We start from the raw sequence: 15,282 nt of genomic DNA on the forward strand, positions 1-15,282 counted from the left end.
TGTTGTTATAACGCTTATAAGTATCGAGTACCGTATTGTTTTACACCCTTGTGATTGAGATATCATAGCTGTTCAGTCGTTCTATCAAATCATCACCAAGCGACTGATCCGTGATCACCGCATGAACCGCATTTAACCCGGTTACCCGGGCAAATGCACGTACCCCAAACTTGCTCGTATCTGCAAGCAAAATGACCTGGTCGGATATACCGACCATTTTCTGCTTCAACCGTGCCTGAAGCTCATTGGATTCACTTATTCCGCCGCCTTCCAGATGCACACCTTTACAAGACAGGAACAATTTATCGACATGATATGTCTCCAGAGAACGTTCGGCGAGCGGTCCAACAAAAGACAGAGATCGTTGGGCCAACTGGCCACCAGTTGAAATGACTTCAATCTTGTCCCTGCTGCTCAGTTCGGTGGCTACCTGTATGGAGTTGGTCAATACGGTCAATGGCATATCTGGCATATTGGCCGCCATATAACCTGCTGTCGTGCTGGCATCCAGTAGAATTCGATCACCCGGACGAATCATGGATAGAGCAGACAGGGCAATTCTTTTCTTTTCCTCAGCATGTGTTGTTTCCCTTACCCGGTAAGGGATCTCCGGCTGCTCTTCCTTCACGCTAACAGCGCCACCATGGGAACGGCGCAGTCGCCCTGCTTGCTCCAGCCGGTCGAGATCACGCCGAATGGTCTCTTCTGTTACCCGGCAGTGCTCACTAAGCTCGGATACACGCATACTGCCCTTAACATTAACCATCTCCACAATCCGGTCATAGCGCTCTGCTGCCAGCATGTTACACCTCGCTCCCAGCTTGTGAGTTGGGCGAAGCCGTCAACCTTAGGAATCTACCGTAGGCCTCTTCCCAGATGGGTCTGTCCTTTGGCTCATAATCGGTAACTGGGAATGAATCACGTATGACCTTGCGGGCTTCCCATATATCCTTAAAGGCTCCGCTTGCCATCCACTGTACAGCCATGTTCCCAATCGCACTACCTTCTGCTGGCCCCGCCCATACCGGTTTGCCAATGGAATTGGCTGTCCACTGACATAACAGGCGATTCTGAATGCCACCACCGACCATATGCAATCCATTAAAAGACTGTCTGGACAGTTGTTCTGTCCATTCCAGCACTCGCCGATACTTCAGTGCAAGGCTCTCCAGAATAGAACGGGCAATGGCCCCCTGGTCTTGCGGCTCAGCCTGCCCTGTATCACGACAATATTTTTGTATGCGAGAGGTCATATCCCCTGCTGGCATAAACCGGTCATCATCGGGATCAAACAAGCTCGCAAATGGAGGAGCAAGTTCCGCCCTGCTTAGTAACTCCGCATAGCTGATTCCCTGTCCCTTCCGTTCCCATTCACGCATGCATTCCTGCAAAATCCACAGGCCCATGATGTTCTTAAGCAAACGGAACGTGCCTCCTGCCCCGCCCTCATTCGTAAAATTGAGCGCCAAACTCTCGGAACTGATGGCGGGGTGATCAATCTCCGTGCCCATTAGTGACCAGGTTCCGCAGCTTAGGTAGGCAAATGAACGCTCTGTTGCCGGAACAGCCACAACCGCCGAACCTGTGTCATGCTCTGCAACCGCAATAACCGGAATGGCAGATAAGCCAAGATCACTGCAAATGCTGCTGCGCAGCTGCCCCACTTGAGTACCTGGCATGACTGCTTCTCCAAACAGCGTCTCTGAAATACCAATATGTGCAAGCAGTTCACCGTCCCAATGCCCTATGGTTGGATTGTACAGCTGTGTTGTGGTGGCGTTGGTAAACTCATTCACCGCTTCACCGGTTAGAAAGTAACGAAGTAGATCAGGGATCATGAGGAAACGCTCCGCTTCGTTAAGCATTGGGGAGCCACTTCGCTTAAGCGTTGCCAACTGATATAGTGTGTTAAAGCTAAGAAACTGGATGCCTGTGCGTTCGAAAATTCGCTGAGAGGTCAATTCCTTACGCACCTGATCCATCATGCCGTTAAACTGTGCATCACGGTAATGATATGGATTGCCCAACAATTCACCATGACTTCCAAGCAGTCCAAAATCAACCGCCCAGGAATCAATCCCCAGACTTTCAGGCTGCTCTCCCTTTTGTTTAACAAGGTTCAGCCCTTCCAGCAATTCATGGTGCAGCCTCAATATATCCCAGTGCAGCCACTCCCCCACTTTTACCGGCTCATTCTTGAACCGATGGATCTCCAACGTTTCCATTCCCCGATCATTCAGATGACCCAGCAGTGCTCTCCCGCTTCCAGCACCCAAATCATACGCCAGCACACTCACCGCTCTTCACCAGCCCTTCATCCCATACTATATTTCGCCCTTGAACATTTCTTGATTTCAATGATGACTGCTCTGTACTTTATTCTTTATTTTTTTGTTTGTTTATTTTTGTTTTATACTGTTTAGCTTTATTTTACGAGTATATCATCAATGTAAGCGTTTGAATACCCTGTGATTGGTTTCTTTTACTCATACCAAAAACGACTCTCTCCACTCGGGAGGAGCCGCCTTCCTGTTATTTCACGTATAAAAGCTGTTTTTGTTAACACCGGACTGAGGCTGAACATCTCTTTCAAAATGCTTAAACCTTGTCCCCTGATATGTCAGCATGCCTCGGTCATGTTCCACAAGCATACCGTAGTCACTCCCACCTACGTTCAGTTCTACCCGTTCACCGTTGTCCAGCTCAAATGTAATGTAATAGTAAGTTGAAGCACTGCTGTCCCCTGATCCTCCACTAACTCTCGTTCGCTTTGCCACAATCGTTGAATGCAAGGTTAACAGCGCTGAAGCATTATTCGATGACCATGTGCGTACCCCTGAAATAATGGCATAAACAATGACACCAGCAATGATGAGAAAAATGCCACCGATAAAAATGGATCCAAACGCACTCATTGCACCAATCTCATTGAATCCAGCAAAAAAACCACTCTGATTGCCCTCAAATCCCGGAACATCATTCATGTCATCAAAAATACCGAAACCATCCATGCTTAACCAGCCCAGTGATGAAGATATGCTCAATGACGTCATTCATCATCGTTCCCTTCTCCCTGCAAATTAAGATGCACCGCCCCCCTGCCAAGGAGACGGTGCACGTAGACAACCCTACAAGCCTTGTCCGTATACTATATGAACCTGATTACAAATACAGACGTTCAAGTTCATCGACCAGACTGCCAACATAGGCAACAGCAGCACGAATCGGCTCAGGTCCAGACATGTCTACACCCGCAAGCTTCATCAGCTCTTGCGGATCAAGGCTTCCTCCCACTTTCAATGCATCAAGCCAGCGATCTACGGCAGGCTGTCCCTCTTCCCGAATCAGCTGTGCAGCAGCGGTAGATGCCGTCAGACCTGCTGCATAGGTATATGGATACAATCCCATATAATAATGAGGCTGTCTCATCCAGGTCAGTTTCGCCCCTTCGTCAATAACTAGATCAGGCCCCCAGAACTCGGAGAGGATATTGCCTTTCAACTGACTTAACGTCTTCGCAGTAATAGGTTCATCTTTGGTTGCAAGTGCGTACACCTGACGCTGCAATTCACCCTCAAGCAGATGCGTAACAAAGTTATGGTAGTACGTATTGAGCAATTGCAAAATGACCCAACGACGCATTCTCGGATTATCAGAACGTTTCAACAAATGATCTGCCAGCAGCATTTCATTCATCGTTGAAGGCGCCTCTATGAAGTAGAGAGACGGTCGTGTATTCGTAAGACGTTGGTAATGCCCGGCAAGCATGAAATGTCCGGCATGTCCAACTTCATGGGCAAGTGTAAACGCTCCGCGCATATTGTTTGCCCATGAGATGAGGATATAGGAATGAGAACCATATATGGACGAACAAAAAGCTCCTGTCGATTTGCCCGCATTATCAGCGTAATCTACCCACCGCTCACTAAATGCACGTTCCACAATGTCGCCATATTCCGGTCCCATCACCGCAAGAGCTTCACGAATGAGTGTGCAGGCTTCCTCATATGTAATGGCAGGGCTGAATTCAGGGTCCAGTGGTGCTTTCAGATCACAGAACATCAGCTTGTCCAGGCCTAGCTCACGTTTCTTGAGAGCTGCCAGTCTGCGCATATGAGGTGCAAGTTCCTTCTGGATGATATCCAGTACATTGTTGTACATGTCTTTGCTCACCTGCTGCGGGCTGAGCAACATATCCGTAACATCATCATATCCACGCAGCCTGGACATAACGACCTGTTTCTTCACTTCGGTGGCGTAACCTTCAGCGAACGTATTTTTGTAATCGCTCAGTTTGGAGCTGAACGCGGCATACGCAGAGCGGCGCAGCTTCGTATCCGAAGACATTTCATAATTGTTCTCATAAAATGACCAGGAAAGCGGACGATTATTGTCATCACTGTCAAGTGCATCGTCAAACGTCATGTCTGCCAGTTTGCCGCGCAGATAGATCCGGTATGGTGAGTCCAGCACTTCCCCAAGGGAAGCGAGTACCTTCTCCGTTTCGGGCGAGAGACGATGTGCTTTTTCCTGAATTAGACGATCCAGACTTCGAGCATACGGCTGCAAACCCGGAAGTTCTTCAATATAACGTTTAATCGTTCCATCGGGAAGATTCACGATCTCGGAATTCACAAAAGACAAGGACGACGACAAATTCGATAAAATATCTCCTGCCTTGGCTGAATTCTCAATATTCACGGGATTGGTACTGTCCTCCGACTGTTTAAGTCGGGCATATGAAGCTGTTTTTCCAATCCGTTCATGAAGTGCTTCACGGGCATCCAGACAGGCCAGCAGCTGCTCAGCGCCTTCGCCCAGATGTCCTTTGAATGTTTCGATATGAGCAGCAGCTTCAGTCAATGATCTAAGCTCCTGCTCCCACTCTTCGTCAGTCCCAAACAAGTCTCGCAAGTCCCAGGTAGTCTCTTGGCTTACTTCATCGCGTGTACGTATTTTTTCCATCGTTAAATGTCCTCCTCCTTGCATTTCCAATATCTCTCATCGTATCATATTCGGAGCATTTATGCCTTACATATCCTAAAATGAGCCTTTTGGTACAAGGGATTCACAACCATGTTGGAAAATTTAGTTTGCTCGCGTCACTCCGCCGGCAGAATAACCTTCCGATCGCTGTTATCCCCAGATTTTTTGATCCCTTTTTTAAAGGAGAAATCCGGGGATAAGCATATGCTTCCGATGTAGCTTTCTTTCAGAAAGCTTTTAGGCGAACGCTTCGCTTCTTCAGGATACTTCTGCCCTCTACGTTTCAAGAAAACTTTTGTTAAACTGTTAGTGAATTAGGGGGAAAGAAAAACCGCCGGGTAATGGAAGTATCCATTTACCCGGCGGTTCGTTCTGACTATAACTTATTCTGATTTCCAAATTACATTTTCACCATAGTTTTTACCCCAGTTATACATCGCATGCAGCACGGGCATCAGGCTCTGTCCGTGATCCGTCAACGTATATTCCACACGAGGAGGTACTTCTGCATACACCTTGCGCTCAATTAGCTTGTCTTCCTCCAGCTCACGCAACTGGTTGGTCAGCATCTTTTGGGTAATATGAGGAATCAATCGCTTCAATTCACTGAAACGTTTGGTGCCTTCAAGACCCAGATGCCATAAAATAATCAGTTTCCATTTGCCGCCAATCACAGCAAGGGTCAATTCTTTCTCACAGTTGATCTCTTTCAAGTTGATGCGTTCCTTGACTTCGGCTGCCATGGCTCCGAGCCCCCTTTTCTTCCACTTAATCTTTTATCACTAAAATGCATTTCGCATATCACAAGAACACTCCGCAATAGGAGAACTTGCCGCTCTCTTGTATCATATAACGGGTTCATTGGCTCGATACAGCTTGTATACATTCTACTACAGTACAACCCTGATGTTAAGCAGACCGAATCAGACCACAGACAACAATAGCAGAAAAGACCGGAACTCCCACTTGTTTAAGGGAATTCCGGTCTTCCATCTATAAGTTGAACTAATGAATATTTACACTAGCCACTCCGATGACAGAACAATCTTCCGATCGCTGTTATGCCCAGATTTTTTCATCCTCTTTATCAAAAGTGAATATCTGGTCATAAAGGCGAAGCGTATGCTTCCGATGTAGCTTTCTTTCAGAAAGCTTTTAGCTCCGCTTCTCCAGCTTATTTCTGTCCTCTACGTTGTTGTGTAGATGTTTAGTTCAACTTATATATGCTAATTCATGAAGTCTATGGCATATGGTCTATTCCAGGTTGGCATGACGCCCAAACATGTCTGCTCCAGTCATACTCTTCATTTCCATCATGGTGAGCACCAGTGCATCCATGCTCAGCAGTAGCCCCTGTTCAAACAGGGAGCCCATCGGCTGAATGGTCACTTCGGCTCCGGCGCTCGCTGTATCCTCTTTGGCAGAAGCTGGAAGACGAACCAAGGTATCTGACAGCTGTCCAATGGTGGACTCTGGTTTAATTGTGATCAGACCGACAGGAGCACCTGCTTTATTGGCCTTCTGAGCCATTGCTGCCAGACTGCCTGTCTCCCCAGAGCCTGAGCATAACAAGAGGAAGTCTTTCGGAGAGATTCCTGGTGTAACGGTCTCCCCAACTACATATACCCGAAGCCCCATCTGCATCAATCTCATGGCAAAAGCCTTGCCCATCAGACCGGATCGGCCTGCGCCTGCCACAAAAACCTGTTCGGCAGCCAGAATATGTTCCGCCATGGCCTGCATCTCCGAGTCGTCGATCTGGCTTAGCGTACGTTCCAGCTCCTTCAAGATGTCCACTGCGTATTGCCCTGTGCTCATCTGTCTTACCCTTGTTGAATCAGACGTTGCATCTCAGCTGCTACTTTGGCTTTGTCTGCTTGGCCCGTAATGCCGCCACCCACAATCACCAGATCCGGTTGTGCTTTGATCACTTCAGGCAATGTTTCCAGCTTGATGCCACCAGCGACAGCCGTTTTAGCGTTTTTCACAGCAGCTTTGATCGTTTGCAGATCTTCGAACGGGCTTTGTCCTTCAGCTTGCAGGTCATAACCTGTGTGTACACAGATGTAATCTACGCCAAGCGAATCAACTTCACGAGCACGCTGTTCAAGATTAGGCACGTTGATCATGTCCACAAGAACTTGTTTGTTTTGTTTCTTCGCTTCTGCTACTGCACCTTTGATCGTACTATCATTGGTTGCCCCAAGCACAGTGATCAGATCCGCACCAGCTTCAGCTGCTTTCATGATTTCATAACCACCAGCGTCCATAATTTTAAGGTCTGCAAGAACTTGCAGATTAGGGAATGCTTCTTTCATCGCTTTTACCGCGTGCAAACCTTCATTAATAACGATTGGCGTACCAATCTCAACGATATCAATATATTGTTCAACTTCTTTAACAAGTGCAATACCTTCAGGGATGTTTACCAAGTCCAATGCCAATTGCAATTTCACGATTCATTTCTCCTTTGATGTTCGAGTATGAGTATATCCTGTATAGGATGTTAAAATATTTAGCCTGCACCGTACAGCCAGTTCAGATGCATGCAATGTTTGTCATGGCTACTCATTCATTGTAGAGCCTGACTATCCGATCAGGAAGTACGCACTTTGAAGTCAGGTAGTTACTTGCACGATACTATTGATTAAATTACATTGTTATATGAATCGAAATCTTGAAAATAAGTTATCGTCCACAATCCACATATGAGATCACCCGCGAATTCCTGTGCTCTTCTCATCAAAAAAGACCCCGCCACAAGGACAGGGTCTTTCCAAAGCTTCAGGTCAACAAGATCACATATATTGATCCTGAAAACTTATTTAAACTTTTCGGTTAATTCAAATCCTTGGTTTACAGATAAACAGGTTTCACGCATACCGGCTTGGATACACCTGTGCTGTGACCTGTGTATTTCAGACGCCCGCTCTCCTGATCTACTGTAAAGGAAACGATATTGTTGGTATCGCGGTTAGCTGCAATCAGCAATTTGCCATTCGGAGTCAATGCAAAGTGACGTGGGTGTTCACCCTCAGCAGATACATGCTCAACCAATTTCAAATGTCCTGTTTCAGCGTCTACTGCAAATACCACGATGCTGTCATGCCCGCGGTTTGAACCGTATACGAAACGACCATCGTTTGATACGGCGATTTCAGCTGTTGTGTTTTCACTGCCGTCATAGCCGTCAGGCAATGTGGACACGGTAGAAACCTCTGTCAATGTGCCTGCTGCTGCATCATAACGGAAAGTTGTAATGGAAGAATCTACTTCGTTAATAACATAGGCGAATTGACCATTGGGATGGAATGCCAAGTGACGAGGTCCTGCACCCGGATGTGTTTTGGTTTCACTGTGCAGTACGAGTTCATTCTTGTCTGCATCAATGGAATAGATTGCGATTTTGTCCGCACCCAGATCCTGTACCATCATGTATTTGCCATCCGGGCTAAAGAACGCGGAATGCACATGCGGCTTGTCCTGACGTTCAGGATGCGCACCTTTGCCTTCATGTTTCTTCTCATCCAGAAGCGCTCCAACTTCACCGTTATCCGTCAAGGCTTGAAGACCCACCAGACCACCATGGTAGCTGGAAAGGATCAAGTAACGTCCGGAAGGATCACGTTGGATATGACATGGTGGAGCCGAAATGGAGTCATGACGATTCAGCAATGATAATTTTCCTGTAGAAGGATCAATGCTCAGAGCTACAGCTTCAGACATTTTATTACCTTCGGCAGACGCCGTCTCACCGATCGCATACAGTTTGTTACCTTCAGCATCCACGTTTACAAACGTTGGATTTTTCACGCCGGAGATGCCATCAAGCTTGGAGAGGTTACCTGTATCCTCATTCAATTCATATGCGTAAATGCCCTCATTTTCCGCTTCGGCATAAGAGCCGACCAATACGAGCAAGCGTTTTGATTCACTCATTACAGTTTCCTCCTCTATGTGTATGTAATCTGGTTGCACCTCTTCTATAATAAATCTGCCATATCAAAATAGCAATCCACCGCCCCTGTGCAGCCATCAAAGAAGTGCCCTCAAACATATGCTCATGAAATAAGCCAACACCAATATCCATTCCGACAAAGGTCAACTTCTGCTATGATAAAATAGGTTTTTCATCCAGAAAGGACTGAATTCGGTTGTTTAATTCGTTTCTGCTTACGTTATATCATGTATTTCTGCCGATATCACTTCCCGTGATCGGAGGCATATTGTTAAAACGCTTCAAAAATTGGGATACTCGGCCGCTGTCGACCTTTTCCCTCTATATTTTGAGCCCTGCGCTTATCTTTGATACACTGCTGCATGCTGATATTACATGGACAGACGTAACCGGCACATTCTGGTTCTCCATCATCAATCTGATCGCCCTGTGGGCACTGGCTGAACTGCTGAGCCGAGTATTCCATCTTGGGGCAAGCGAAAAAGCGGGACTCACCCTTGTCTCCACGTTTACGAACTGCGTGAATTATGGGCTCCCGCTTGTGTTGCTTGCCTTTGGACAGCTTGGATTGGATAAGGCTTCGGTATATGTCATCGGACAGATGATCATTGTAAACACGGTAGGTATCTTTTTTGCTGCCAGATCCGAATTCACGGTCAAAAATGCGATTCTGTCCGTCTTCCGTATGCCTTCCATCTATGCTGCTGCGATAGCCATCATCCTGCGTGCATCCAATCTGAGCTTACCAATGGCACTGGATGGAGGCGTCTCCATGCTCGCAGCCGGTTACTCTCCTATCGTACTGGCCATTCTCGGTGCACAGATGCTCAGACCACGTGGTGCGGTGGAACCTTGGAAACCTAATGTTCGCAAAGCGTTCTGGACTGGACTTGTAGTAAGGCTTGCCGCAGCACCAGTACTTTCGTATCTAATCCTAACCGCACTTCAGATAGAAGGAACGTTATTCAGTGTGTTGCTGATCTTGGCTTCCATGCCAACCGCAGTGAACGCAGTCATTTTGGCCGAGCAATTCAATGCATCTCCGCAGTTTGTGTCCCGCTGTATTCTATGGACAACCGCTGCCTCCATGGTCATTCTGCCGATTATGATTGTGATGTCTTCCTGATCAGCACGGAAGCAGAAGTTGGAGACATCGCTGCCTGCTTGCGTTTCTCCAACCGGCGTTCAAAGCGACGGTTGAGTGCTCTGACATAGAAGAATTTGACGACAAAATAAGAAATCACACCCAGGATGACTCCAAAGACGGACATGCCTGCGAGAATATCCAAACCACCCAGCAATAGTTCGCTTAATGCGGACCAGTTGCCGCGAAACAGCTCCATAAAGGCACTCTCATGAACAAGCCCCTGCCCCATACTGTGCGCCGGCAATATCCAGGAACCAATTTGCTTGGCAAGCGGCATCAATATGATGGGCAGGAATGTTAGCTTGCCGACCACGTTGCCGACAATAGCCGCTGGCAGCGAGCCACCGGACAAACGTACAATTGGATAGAACACGAGATAAACCAGTGATGCAGTGGAAATAACAATCAGTTCCAAACCAAAACCCAAAGCAAATCCGGTAGATACTTTATGTGCCCCGCCGGGAGCACGTAACAATTTGAGAAAATTAAGCTTCAAAGCACGTGTTAAACGCGCAAAACGTGAGTTTTTGCTTTTCTGTAGGTTCATACCGAACTTCCCCTTATCTTACACAAATGACGGCTCAAGCCGCCTATTCTTCAGTATATCACACCGCGTTAACGCCTGCTGTTATTATCACTGGCTGTGTCTGGATGGCAACGTTACCTGCCACCGCTCTGGAGATCATGCAGGACTCTTCTGCTTTATGTGCCAGGCGCTCTGCCTTCGTCACATCAGCATCAGATGCATCGGCTTTGAGCACAATGCGAGGTCTGTGTATGATCCGTTCGTACGTAAATATATTATTTGTAACATCCACCGTCGCTTCGGACTCCAGTGTCAGCTCATTCGGTGTAATATCCGATCGCTCCAGCATTGCTGCCAGCGTAATCAAATAACAGGTAGACGCTGCACCCAGCAGCATTTCATCTGGATTGGTTCCGGTGCCCGGGCCACCCATCTCCTGTGGAATCGAAATAACTGTTTTTAACCCACCTGCATCAATATGCCCTTCACTGTTACGTCCACCATTCCAAGTAGCTTTCAGATGAAAAGGATGTTTCATTATATTCATTCCTTTCTAATTAGACACGGACACATGCTATGGATTGTTCATTCAATGCACTAACCTGTTCTTCAGCTAAGCCTAGATCAGTTATTACTTTTTCCACACTGCTGAGTTCCGCCACTCTTGTAAAAGCCTGCACGCCAAACTTGCTCGAATCCGCCAGCAATATAACTTCATCAGCTATGCTGATCATCTTCTGCTTCACCAGCGCCTGCAATTCATTCGACTCACTGATGCCCTTGGTCAGATGTACACCTTTGCAGGATAAGAAAACTTTATCCACATGATAAGCATCAAGCGACCGTTCAGCTAGCGGCCCTACAAACGATAGGGACTTCGAAGCAAGCTGCCCGCCTGTCGCGATTACACGGATCTGTTCCTTGTTACTCAGCTCCGCTGCGACCTTAATGGAGTTGGTCAACACTGTGAGTGGGATGTTTGGCAGTCCAGCAGCCATATACCACGCCGTTGTACTGGCATCCAGTGCTATCCGGTCACCAGGCTCTACCATTTTCACCGCTTCGTCCGCAATTCTGCGTTTCTCTTCTGCATGAGTTACAGCCCGCTCCGGATAAGGGATTTCCGACTGCCCCTCTTCTTTATATTTTACGCTGACAGCCCCGCCATGGGAACGTCTGAGCCTTCCTGCCTGCTCCAGCTTGTCCAGATCACGACGGATCGTCTCTTCCGTCACACCGCAGCGCTCACTAAGCTCGGTTACGCGCATGCTTCCCTGCGCATCTACCCATTCCACAATTTTCTCATAACGTTCAGCCACGAGCATCTTCATTCACTCCAAACCGTTGATTATCCAAGATGAATCCTGTTCATCCCATCATACCACAGTGACCCCGGAAGGAGAATTTCATCAAGGGCGCAGAGGGTGCAAAAAAGAGGGAGCTTACGCTCCCTCTATTTCGAATGAAATTGTGTCTTATTTATCGTCAGCCATAGGGAACCAGCCCGGGGTGTGAATAATTGCATTCCACAAACCGTCAGGGATAACCAGACGTTCCTGATCCGATTTGGTGAGAATCGTCTCGATATCTTCCTCACGTCCGCTTTCGATTTTCTCAACCCAGTCAGGTTCGATAATCAGCTCACGACCGATTGCAAGCAATGCCACACCACTTTGAAGAGCTTCGGCTGCCTCATCAGCGGTATGGATGGCTCCTACGCCAATCACAGGCACTTTACCACCAACACGGTCAAGGATAAATTCAATTCTGGAGCGAGTATCTGCCTCTCCTCGTCTTGGCTTGGACCAGAACTCGTTGACGGATACATGCAGGTAATCCAGATTTTTATCTTTCAGCGCATCCACCAATGCATACGTCTCTTCCATGGTCAATCCCGGTGTTTCCGGCTCTTCTGGTGAGAAACGGTATCCAACGATAAACGGCAGTTTCGTATGTGTAGCTACAGCCTTCTGGACTTCATCCACTACAGTCAGCGGGAATGTGAGACGTTTCTCGATGCTTCCACCCCAACGATCTTCACGTCGGTTGGAATGCGGAGAGAAGAACTGCTGGATCAAATAACCGTTCGCACCATGAATCTCAACACCATCGAAACCAGCTTCAATGGCGCGGCGGGTTGCTTCCCCAAAGTCCTTGATGATGGACGTAATTTCGTCGTCAGACAACTCTCTTGGTACAGGAGATCCCGGACGCTCACTAGCAACAGCACTTGGAGCAGCAACTTGACCCGCTGGCACCGCTTGTTCCGGCGTGAGACGACCTGCATGGAAAATTTGGAGTACGGCTTTGGAACCTTGCTGCTTAATCGTATCGGCCAGACGTTTCAGACCAGGAATAAAACTATCGTCATAACTACCAAATTGAGCCGGAAAACCAATTCCATTCGCAGTTACATGAGTTACCGCTGTAACAGACATACCCGCACCGCCGGTACGACGTGCATAATAAGCAAGTTCATCGTCTGAGACAGTACCATCTGGATTCGAGGACATATGGGTCATGGGAGCGAGCACGATCCGGTTTTTCAGCGTAATGCCGCTTGGCAGTGAAACTTGTTCAAACATTTGGCTATACTTTGGATTCATTCGTGGTTCCCTCCCGATTAAATATCTCTTTTAATAGATATATGAATATATGCGTTCGCTTACTGTAATGATTATAGTTACGTTTCACACACATTGCAACTTTTCATTTTCACCCCATATCCATTCCATGCTTAAAGCTCACTGATCCATTCACTATCCGCCTTTTGTCCATTACACTTTTTTCTTCTTTCTCAACCCAAAAAGACGGAGTGTCTTAGACTCTCCGCCTCATAAAACTGCTTGCTCAGCTTAGTAACTGCGTACGTATGCCAGCTTCTGATCCATCTCTTCCACACATTCATAGCAGTCATGCTCATCATTGGCTACCATCGGAGTAACCGGATACAGATTCATCTCTGTACTGTTGTAGGATTTCAACAACGGCAGCAGCTGTGTCACACGTGTGTTCGCCGGATCCAGCCAGGTATTGATCTCTTCTTCAGACAGAATCGCCGGCATTTTGCTGCCAAACTCCCGTGTAACCATGTTCGCTCCGGCCATCAGCATCGTGCAGGTGCGCAGTGGCTGTTTGCGTGTATCTTTCCATACCTCGTATAATCCCGCAATGCCAAACAATCCGCGATCCGGCATAACGACACGCACCGCATAGCTTTTCTTGCCTTCCTGACGCCAGTAATACAAACCATTGCATGGGATAACACAACGCTTCGTCTCTACCAGCTTGTAATAGGCTGGATTCTCATGCACCGTCATAAGGTTCGCGTTAACTGCATCGCGTCCCCAGAACGGAATGAATCCCCATCGGAACTCGTCCAATACCCGCTCACCATCCTGATGCAAAATAATCGGTGTATGCTGGGTTGGGCTGATATTGTAACGGTTTTTGTAATAATACATCACCCGTTGAATCTTAAAATGATCCCTGACCTCATCCAAATCGGCTGCCAATGAAAAACGGTTACACATGCTCAGGCACTTCCTTTCCCTGCTTGAATTGAATTTGATTGTATTGTTTGTTATTGCAGGGAAATTATGCATGCTTGTATAGAAAGCATTAGTAATCGTGTGAAATCTTCCTATTTCCCACTGCCTGAGCTATAGAGAAGCCTGAACTGCTGCGGGGTCATCCCGATATCCATCCGAAACATACGAATAAAATAACTGCTGTGTGTAAATCCACACTGAGAAGCAATTTGTTTCACGGATAGTTCCGAGTCTACGAGCATTTTCTTTGCGGCCAGAATGCGGCAGTCCAGCAGATACCTGCCGGGCGGAACACCCATGATACTCTTGAACATGCGATTAAAATAATACACGCTGTATCCAGCTATATCCGCCATTTCAGCAAGACTTAGCGGTTGTGTGCAGTGACGACGAATATAATCGGCTGTTGAGCGGATTGTATCCTGATGGTTCAGTAAAGACGTCCCTTCGATGGACTCCGAATTTCGTGCCAATTCAACTAGCAACTCATACAGTACCGCCGACAACTTCGGTTCATGCACACTCTCATAACCTTCACCGAGCTGGCATAATTGTTCATGCAGCTCCTCGAAACGGTCCTCTCCAGAGAATGAAAAGAGCCACACTTTATCCGAATTCCGCAAGCCTAGCAGCCGCTCCAGATCGTGGGCTTGCAGATGAATCCATCTGATATCCCAGGGATCAGATGGATCGGCATTATAATGTTGCGCCTGTCCCGGCGCATATAGAAAACCTTGTCCAGCCGTTAATCGAACACTGCCCTGCTCGGTTCTCACTTCACCCTGTCCGTTGAAAACCAGATGCAAATTATACTCTCGTATTCCGTGCGGACGATGTTCCTTGTGCTCTGGATCGAGATATCTTCCGTAGGCTACTGGATAACATGCATACCCTGCATGCCCGGGCTCCGGCATAAACCAATGGTTTCGCATATGTTCTTCCCCCAGAAATAGCAAGATCATGATACCCTATCGCAACATGTTATTATATTCCCCTCTCATTATCCATTATAAAATGAAATAGACTCGACACTCTTCCACAAGATGATGATAGTGGAGTCATTAAGCACGGGTTTGACCGTGCAAGAAAATCATTATTTTCTAGACCAAAGGAG

At 47.3% G+C, this 15,282-nt stretch carries 15 protein-coding genes; 1 reads left to right on the forward strand and 14 read right to left on the reverse strand.

Going from position 1 to position 15,282, the window contains the following annotated elements:
• Positions 1–40: 40 nt before the first annotated feature.
• The 8 genes from MHB84_RS00315 to MHB84_RS00350 form a co-directional block, all read right to left on the reverse strand.
• Positions 41–802: a DeoR/GlpR family DNA-binding transcription regulator gene (locus MHB84_RS00315; RefSeq protein WP_076289679.1), complete on the reverse strand. Its 762-nt coding sequence runs from the start codon at positions 800–802 to the stop codon at positions 41–43.
• 1 nt (position 803) lies between these two features.
• Complete coding sequence (locus MHB84_RS00320) at positions 804–2,297, reverse strand: rhamnulokinase (RefSeq protein WP_076289678.1); 1,494 nt, start codon at positions 2,295–2,297, stop codon at positions 804–806.
• Between the two features lie 240 nt (positions 2,298–2,537).
• Entirely contained in the window at positions 2,538–3,053 is a 516-nt protein-coding gene (locus tag MHB84_RS00325) for a DUF2500 domain-containing protein (protein WP_246317977.1), read from the reverse strand.
• 109 nt (positions 3,054–3,162) lie between these two features.
• Positions 3,163–4,965: an oligoendopeptidase F gene (pepF, locus tag MHB84_RS00330; RefSeq protein WP_076289677.1), complete on the reverse strand. Its 1,803-nt coding sequence runs from the start codon at positions 4,963–4,965 to the stop codon at positions 3,163–3,165.
• A gap of 404 nt (positions 4,966–5,369) precedes the next feature.
• Complete coding sequence (locus MHB84_RS00335; protein ID WP_076289676.1) at positions 5,370–5,729, reverse strand: winged helix-turn-helix transcriptional regulator; 360 nt, start codon at positions 5,727–5,729, stop codon at positions 5,370–5,372.
• A 511-nt stretch (positions 5,730–6,240) separates the two neighbouring features.
• On the reverse strand, positions 6,241–6,804 hold the full coding sequence (gene hxlB / locus MHB84_RS00340; RefSeq protein ID WP_076289675.1) for a 6-phospho-3-hexuloisomerase: 564 nt from the start codon (positions 6,802–6,804) through the stop codon (positions 6,241–6,243).
• 5 nt (positions 6,805–6,809) lie between these two features.
• Positions 6,810–7,442 (reverse strand): 3-hexulose-6-phosphate synthase, encoded by a 633-nt coding sequence (hxlA, locus tag MHB84_RS00345; RefSeq protein ID WP_076289674.1) that lies wholly within the window; start codon positions 7,440–7,442, stop codon positions 6,810–6,812.
• A gap of 400 nt (positions 7,443–7,842) precedes the next feature.
• Entirely contained in the window at positions 7,843–8,925 is a 1,083-nt protein-coding gene (locus MHB84_RS00350; protein WP_076289673.1) for a lactonase family protein, read from the reverse strand.
• 215 nt (positions 8,926–9,140) lie between these two features.
• Between MHB84_RS00350 and MHB84_RS00355 the strand changes: the two genes are divergently transcribed.
• The gene (locus tag MHB84_RS00355) at positions 9,141–10,070 is read left to right on the forward strand and encodes an AEC family transporter (RefSeq protein ID WP_076289672.1); all 930 of its coding nucleotides are present in this window, start codon (positions 9,141–9,143) and stop codon (positions 10,068–10,070) included.
• Here the strand turns inward: MHB84_RS00355 and MHB84_RS00360 are convergent.
• The 6 genes from MHB84_RS00360 to MHB84_RS00385 all read right to left on the reverse strand — a co-directional run bounded on the left by MHB84_RS00360 (position 10,048) and on the right by MHB84_RS00385 (position 15,100).
• Positions 10,048–10,638 (reverse strand): DUF2062 domain-containing protein, encoded by a 591-nt coding sequence (locus MHB84_RS00360; RefSeq protein ID WP_076289671.1) that lies wholly within the window; start codon positions 10,636–10,638, stop codon positions 10,048–10,050. The genes MHB84_RS00355 and MHB84_RS00360 overlap by 23 nt on opposite strands.
• Positions 10,639–10,696: 58 nt before the next feature.
• On the reverse strand, positions 10,697–11,155 hold the full coding sequence (locus MHB84_RS00365; RefSeq protein ID WP_076289670.1) for an OsmC family protein: 459 nt from the start codon (positions 11,153–11,155) through the stop codon (positions 10,697–10,699).
• A gap of 19 nt (positions 11,156–11,174) precedes the next feature.
• Positions 11,175–11,942, reverse strand: coding sequence for a DeoR/GlpR family DNA-binding transcription regulator (locus tag MHB84_RS00370; RefSeq protein WP_076289669.1), 768 nt, complete (start codon positions 11,940–11,942; stop codon positions 11,175–11,177).
• 150 nt (positions 11,943–12,092) lie between these two features.
• A complete protein-coding gene (locus tag MHB84_RS00375) occupies positions 12,093–13,223 on the reverse strand; it encodes an NADH-dependent flavin oxidoreductase (RefSeq protein ID WP_076289668.1) in 1,131 nt (376 codons plus the stop codon).
• Between the two features lie 249 nt (positions 13,224–13,472).
• Complete coding sequence (locus tag MHB84_RS00380; protein ID WP_076289667.1) at positions 13,473–14,150, reverse strand: SOS response-associated peptidase; 678 nt, start codon at positions 14,148–14,150, stop codon at positions 13,473–13,475.
• A 110-nt stretch (positions 14,151–14,260) separates the two neighbouring features.
• Positions 14,261–15,100 (reverse strand): helix-turn-helix transcriptional regulator, encoded by an 840-nt coding sequence (locus MHB84_RS00385; protein ID WP_076289666.1) that lies wholly within the window; start codon positions 15,098–15,100, stop codon positions 14,261–14,263.
• Between the last annotated feature and the right edge of the window lie 182 nt (positions 15,101–15,282).

The sequence above is a fragment of the Paenibacillus sp. FSL F4-0087 genome (assembly GCF_038020215.1).
GTDB classification, from domain to species: domain Bacteria; phylum Bacillota; class Bacilli; order Paenibacillales; family Paenibacillaceae; genus Paenibacillus; species Paenibacillus taichungensis.

Bases quoted from the DNA above. Each gene is read 5' to 3' on its own strand.
- MHB84_RS00325 (WP_246317977.1), bottom strand. From the start codon at position 3,053: ATGACGTCATTGAGCATATCTTCATCACTGGGCTGGTTAAGCATGGAT.
- MHB84_RS00385 (WP_076289666.1), bottom strand. From the start codon at position 15,100: ATGCGAAACCATTGGTTTATGCCGGAGCCCGGGCATGCAGGGTATGCA.
- MHB84_RS00380 (WP_076289667.1), bottom strand. From the start codon at position 14,150: ATGTGTAACCGTTTTTCATTGGCAGCCGATTTGGATGAGGTCAGGGAT.
- MHB84_RS00370 (WP_076289669.1), bottom strand. From the start codon at position 11,942: ATGCTCGTGGCTGAACGTTATGAGAAAATTGTGGAATGGGTAGATGCG.
- hxlB (WP_076289675.1), bottom strand. From the start codon at position 6,804: ATGAGCACAGGGCAATACGCAGTGGACATCTTGAAGGAGCTGGAACGT.
- MHB84_RS00375 (WP_076289668.1), bottom strand. From the start codon at position 13,223: ATGAATCCAAAGTATAGCCAAATGTTTGAACAAGTTTCACTGCCAAGC.
- MHB84_RS00335 (WP_076289676.1), bottom strand. From the start codon at position 5,729: ATGGCAGCCGAAGTCAAGGAACGCATCAACTTGAAAGAGATCAACTGT.
- MHB84_RS00365 (WP_076289670.1), bottom strand. From the start codon at position 11,155: ATGAAACATCCTTTTCATCTGAAAGCTACTTGGAATGGTGGACGTAAC.
- MHB84_RS00360 (WP_076289671.1), bottom strand. From the start codon at position 10,638: ATGAACCTACAGAAAAGCAAAAACTCACGTTTTGCGCGTTTAACACGT.
- MHB84_RS00315 (WP_076289679.1), bottom strand. From the start codon at position 802: ATGCTGGCAGCAGAGCGCTATGACCGGATTGTGGAGATGGTTAATGTT.
- MHB84_RS00350 (WP_076289673.1), bottom strand. From the start codon at position 8,925: ATGAGTGAATCAAAACGCTTGCTCGTATTGGTCGGCTCTTATGCCGAA.
- pepF (WP_076289677.1), bottom strand. From the start codon at position 4,965: ATGGAAAAAATACGTACACGCGATGAAGTAAGCCAAGAGACTACCTGG.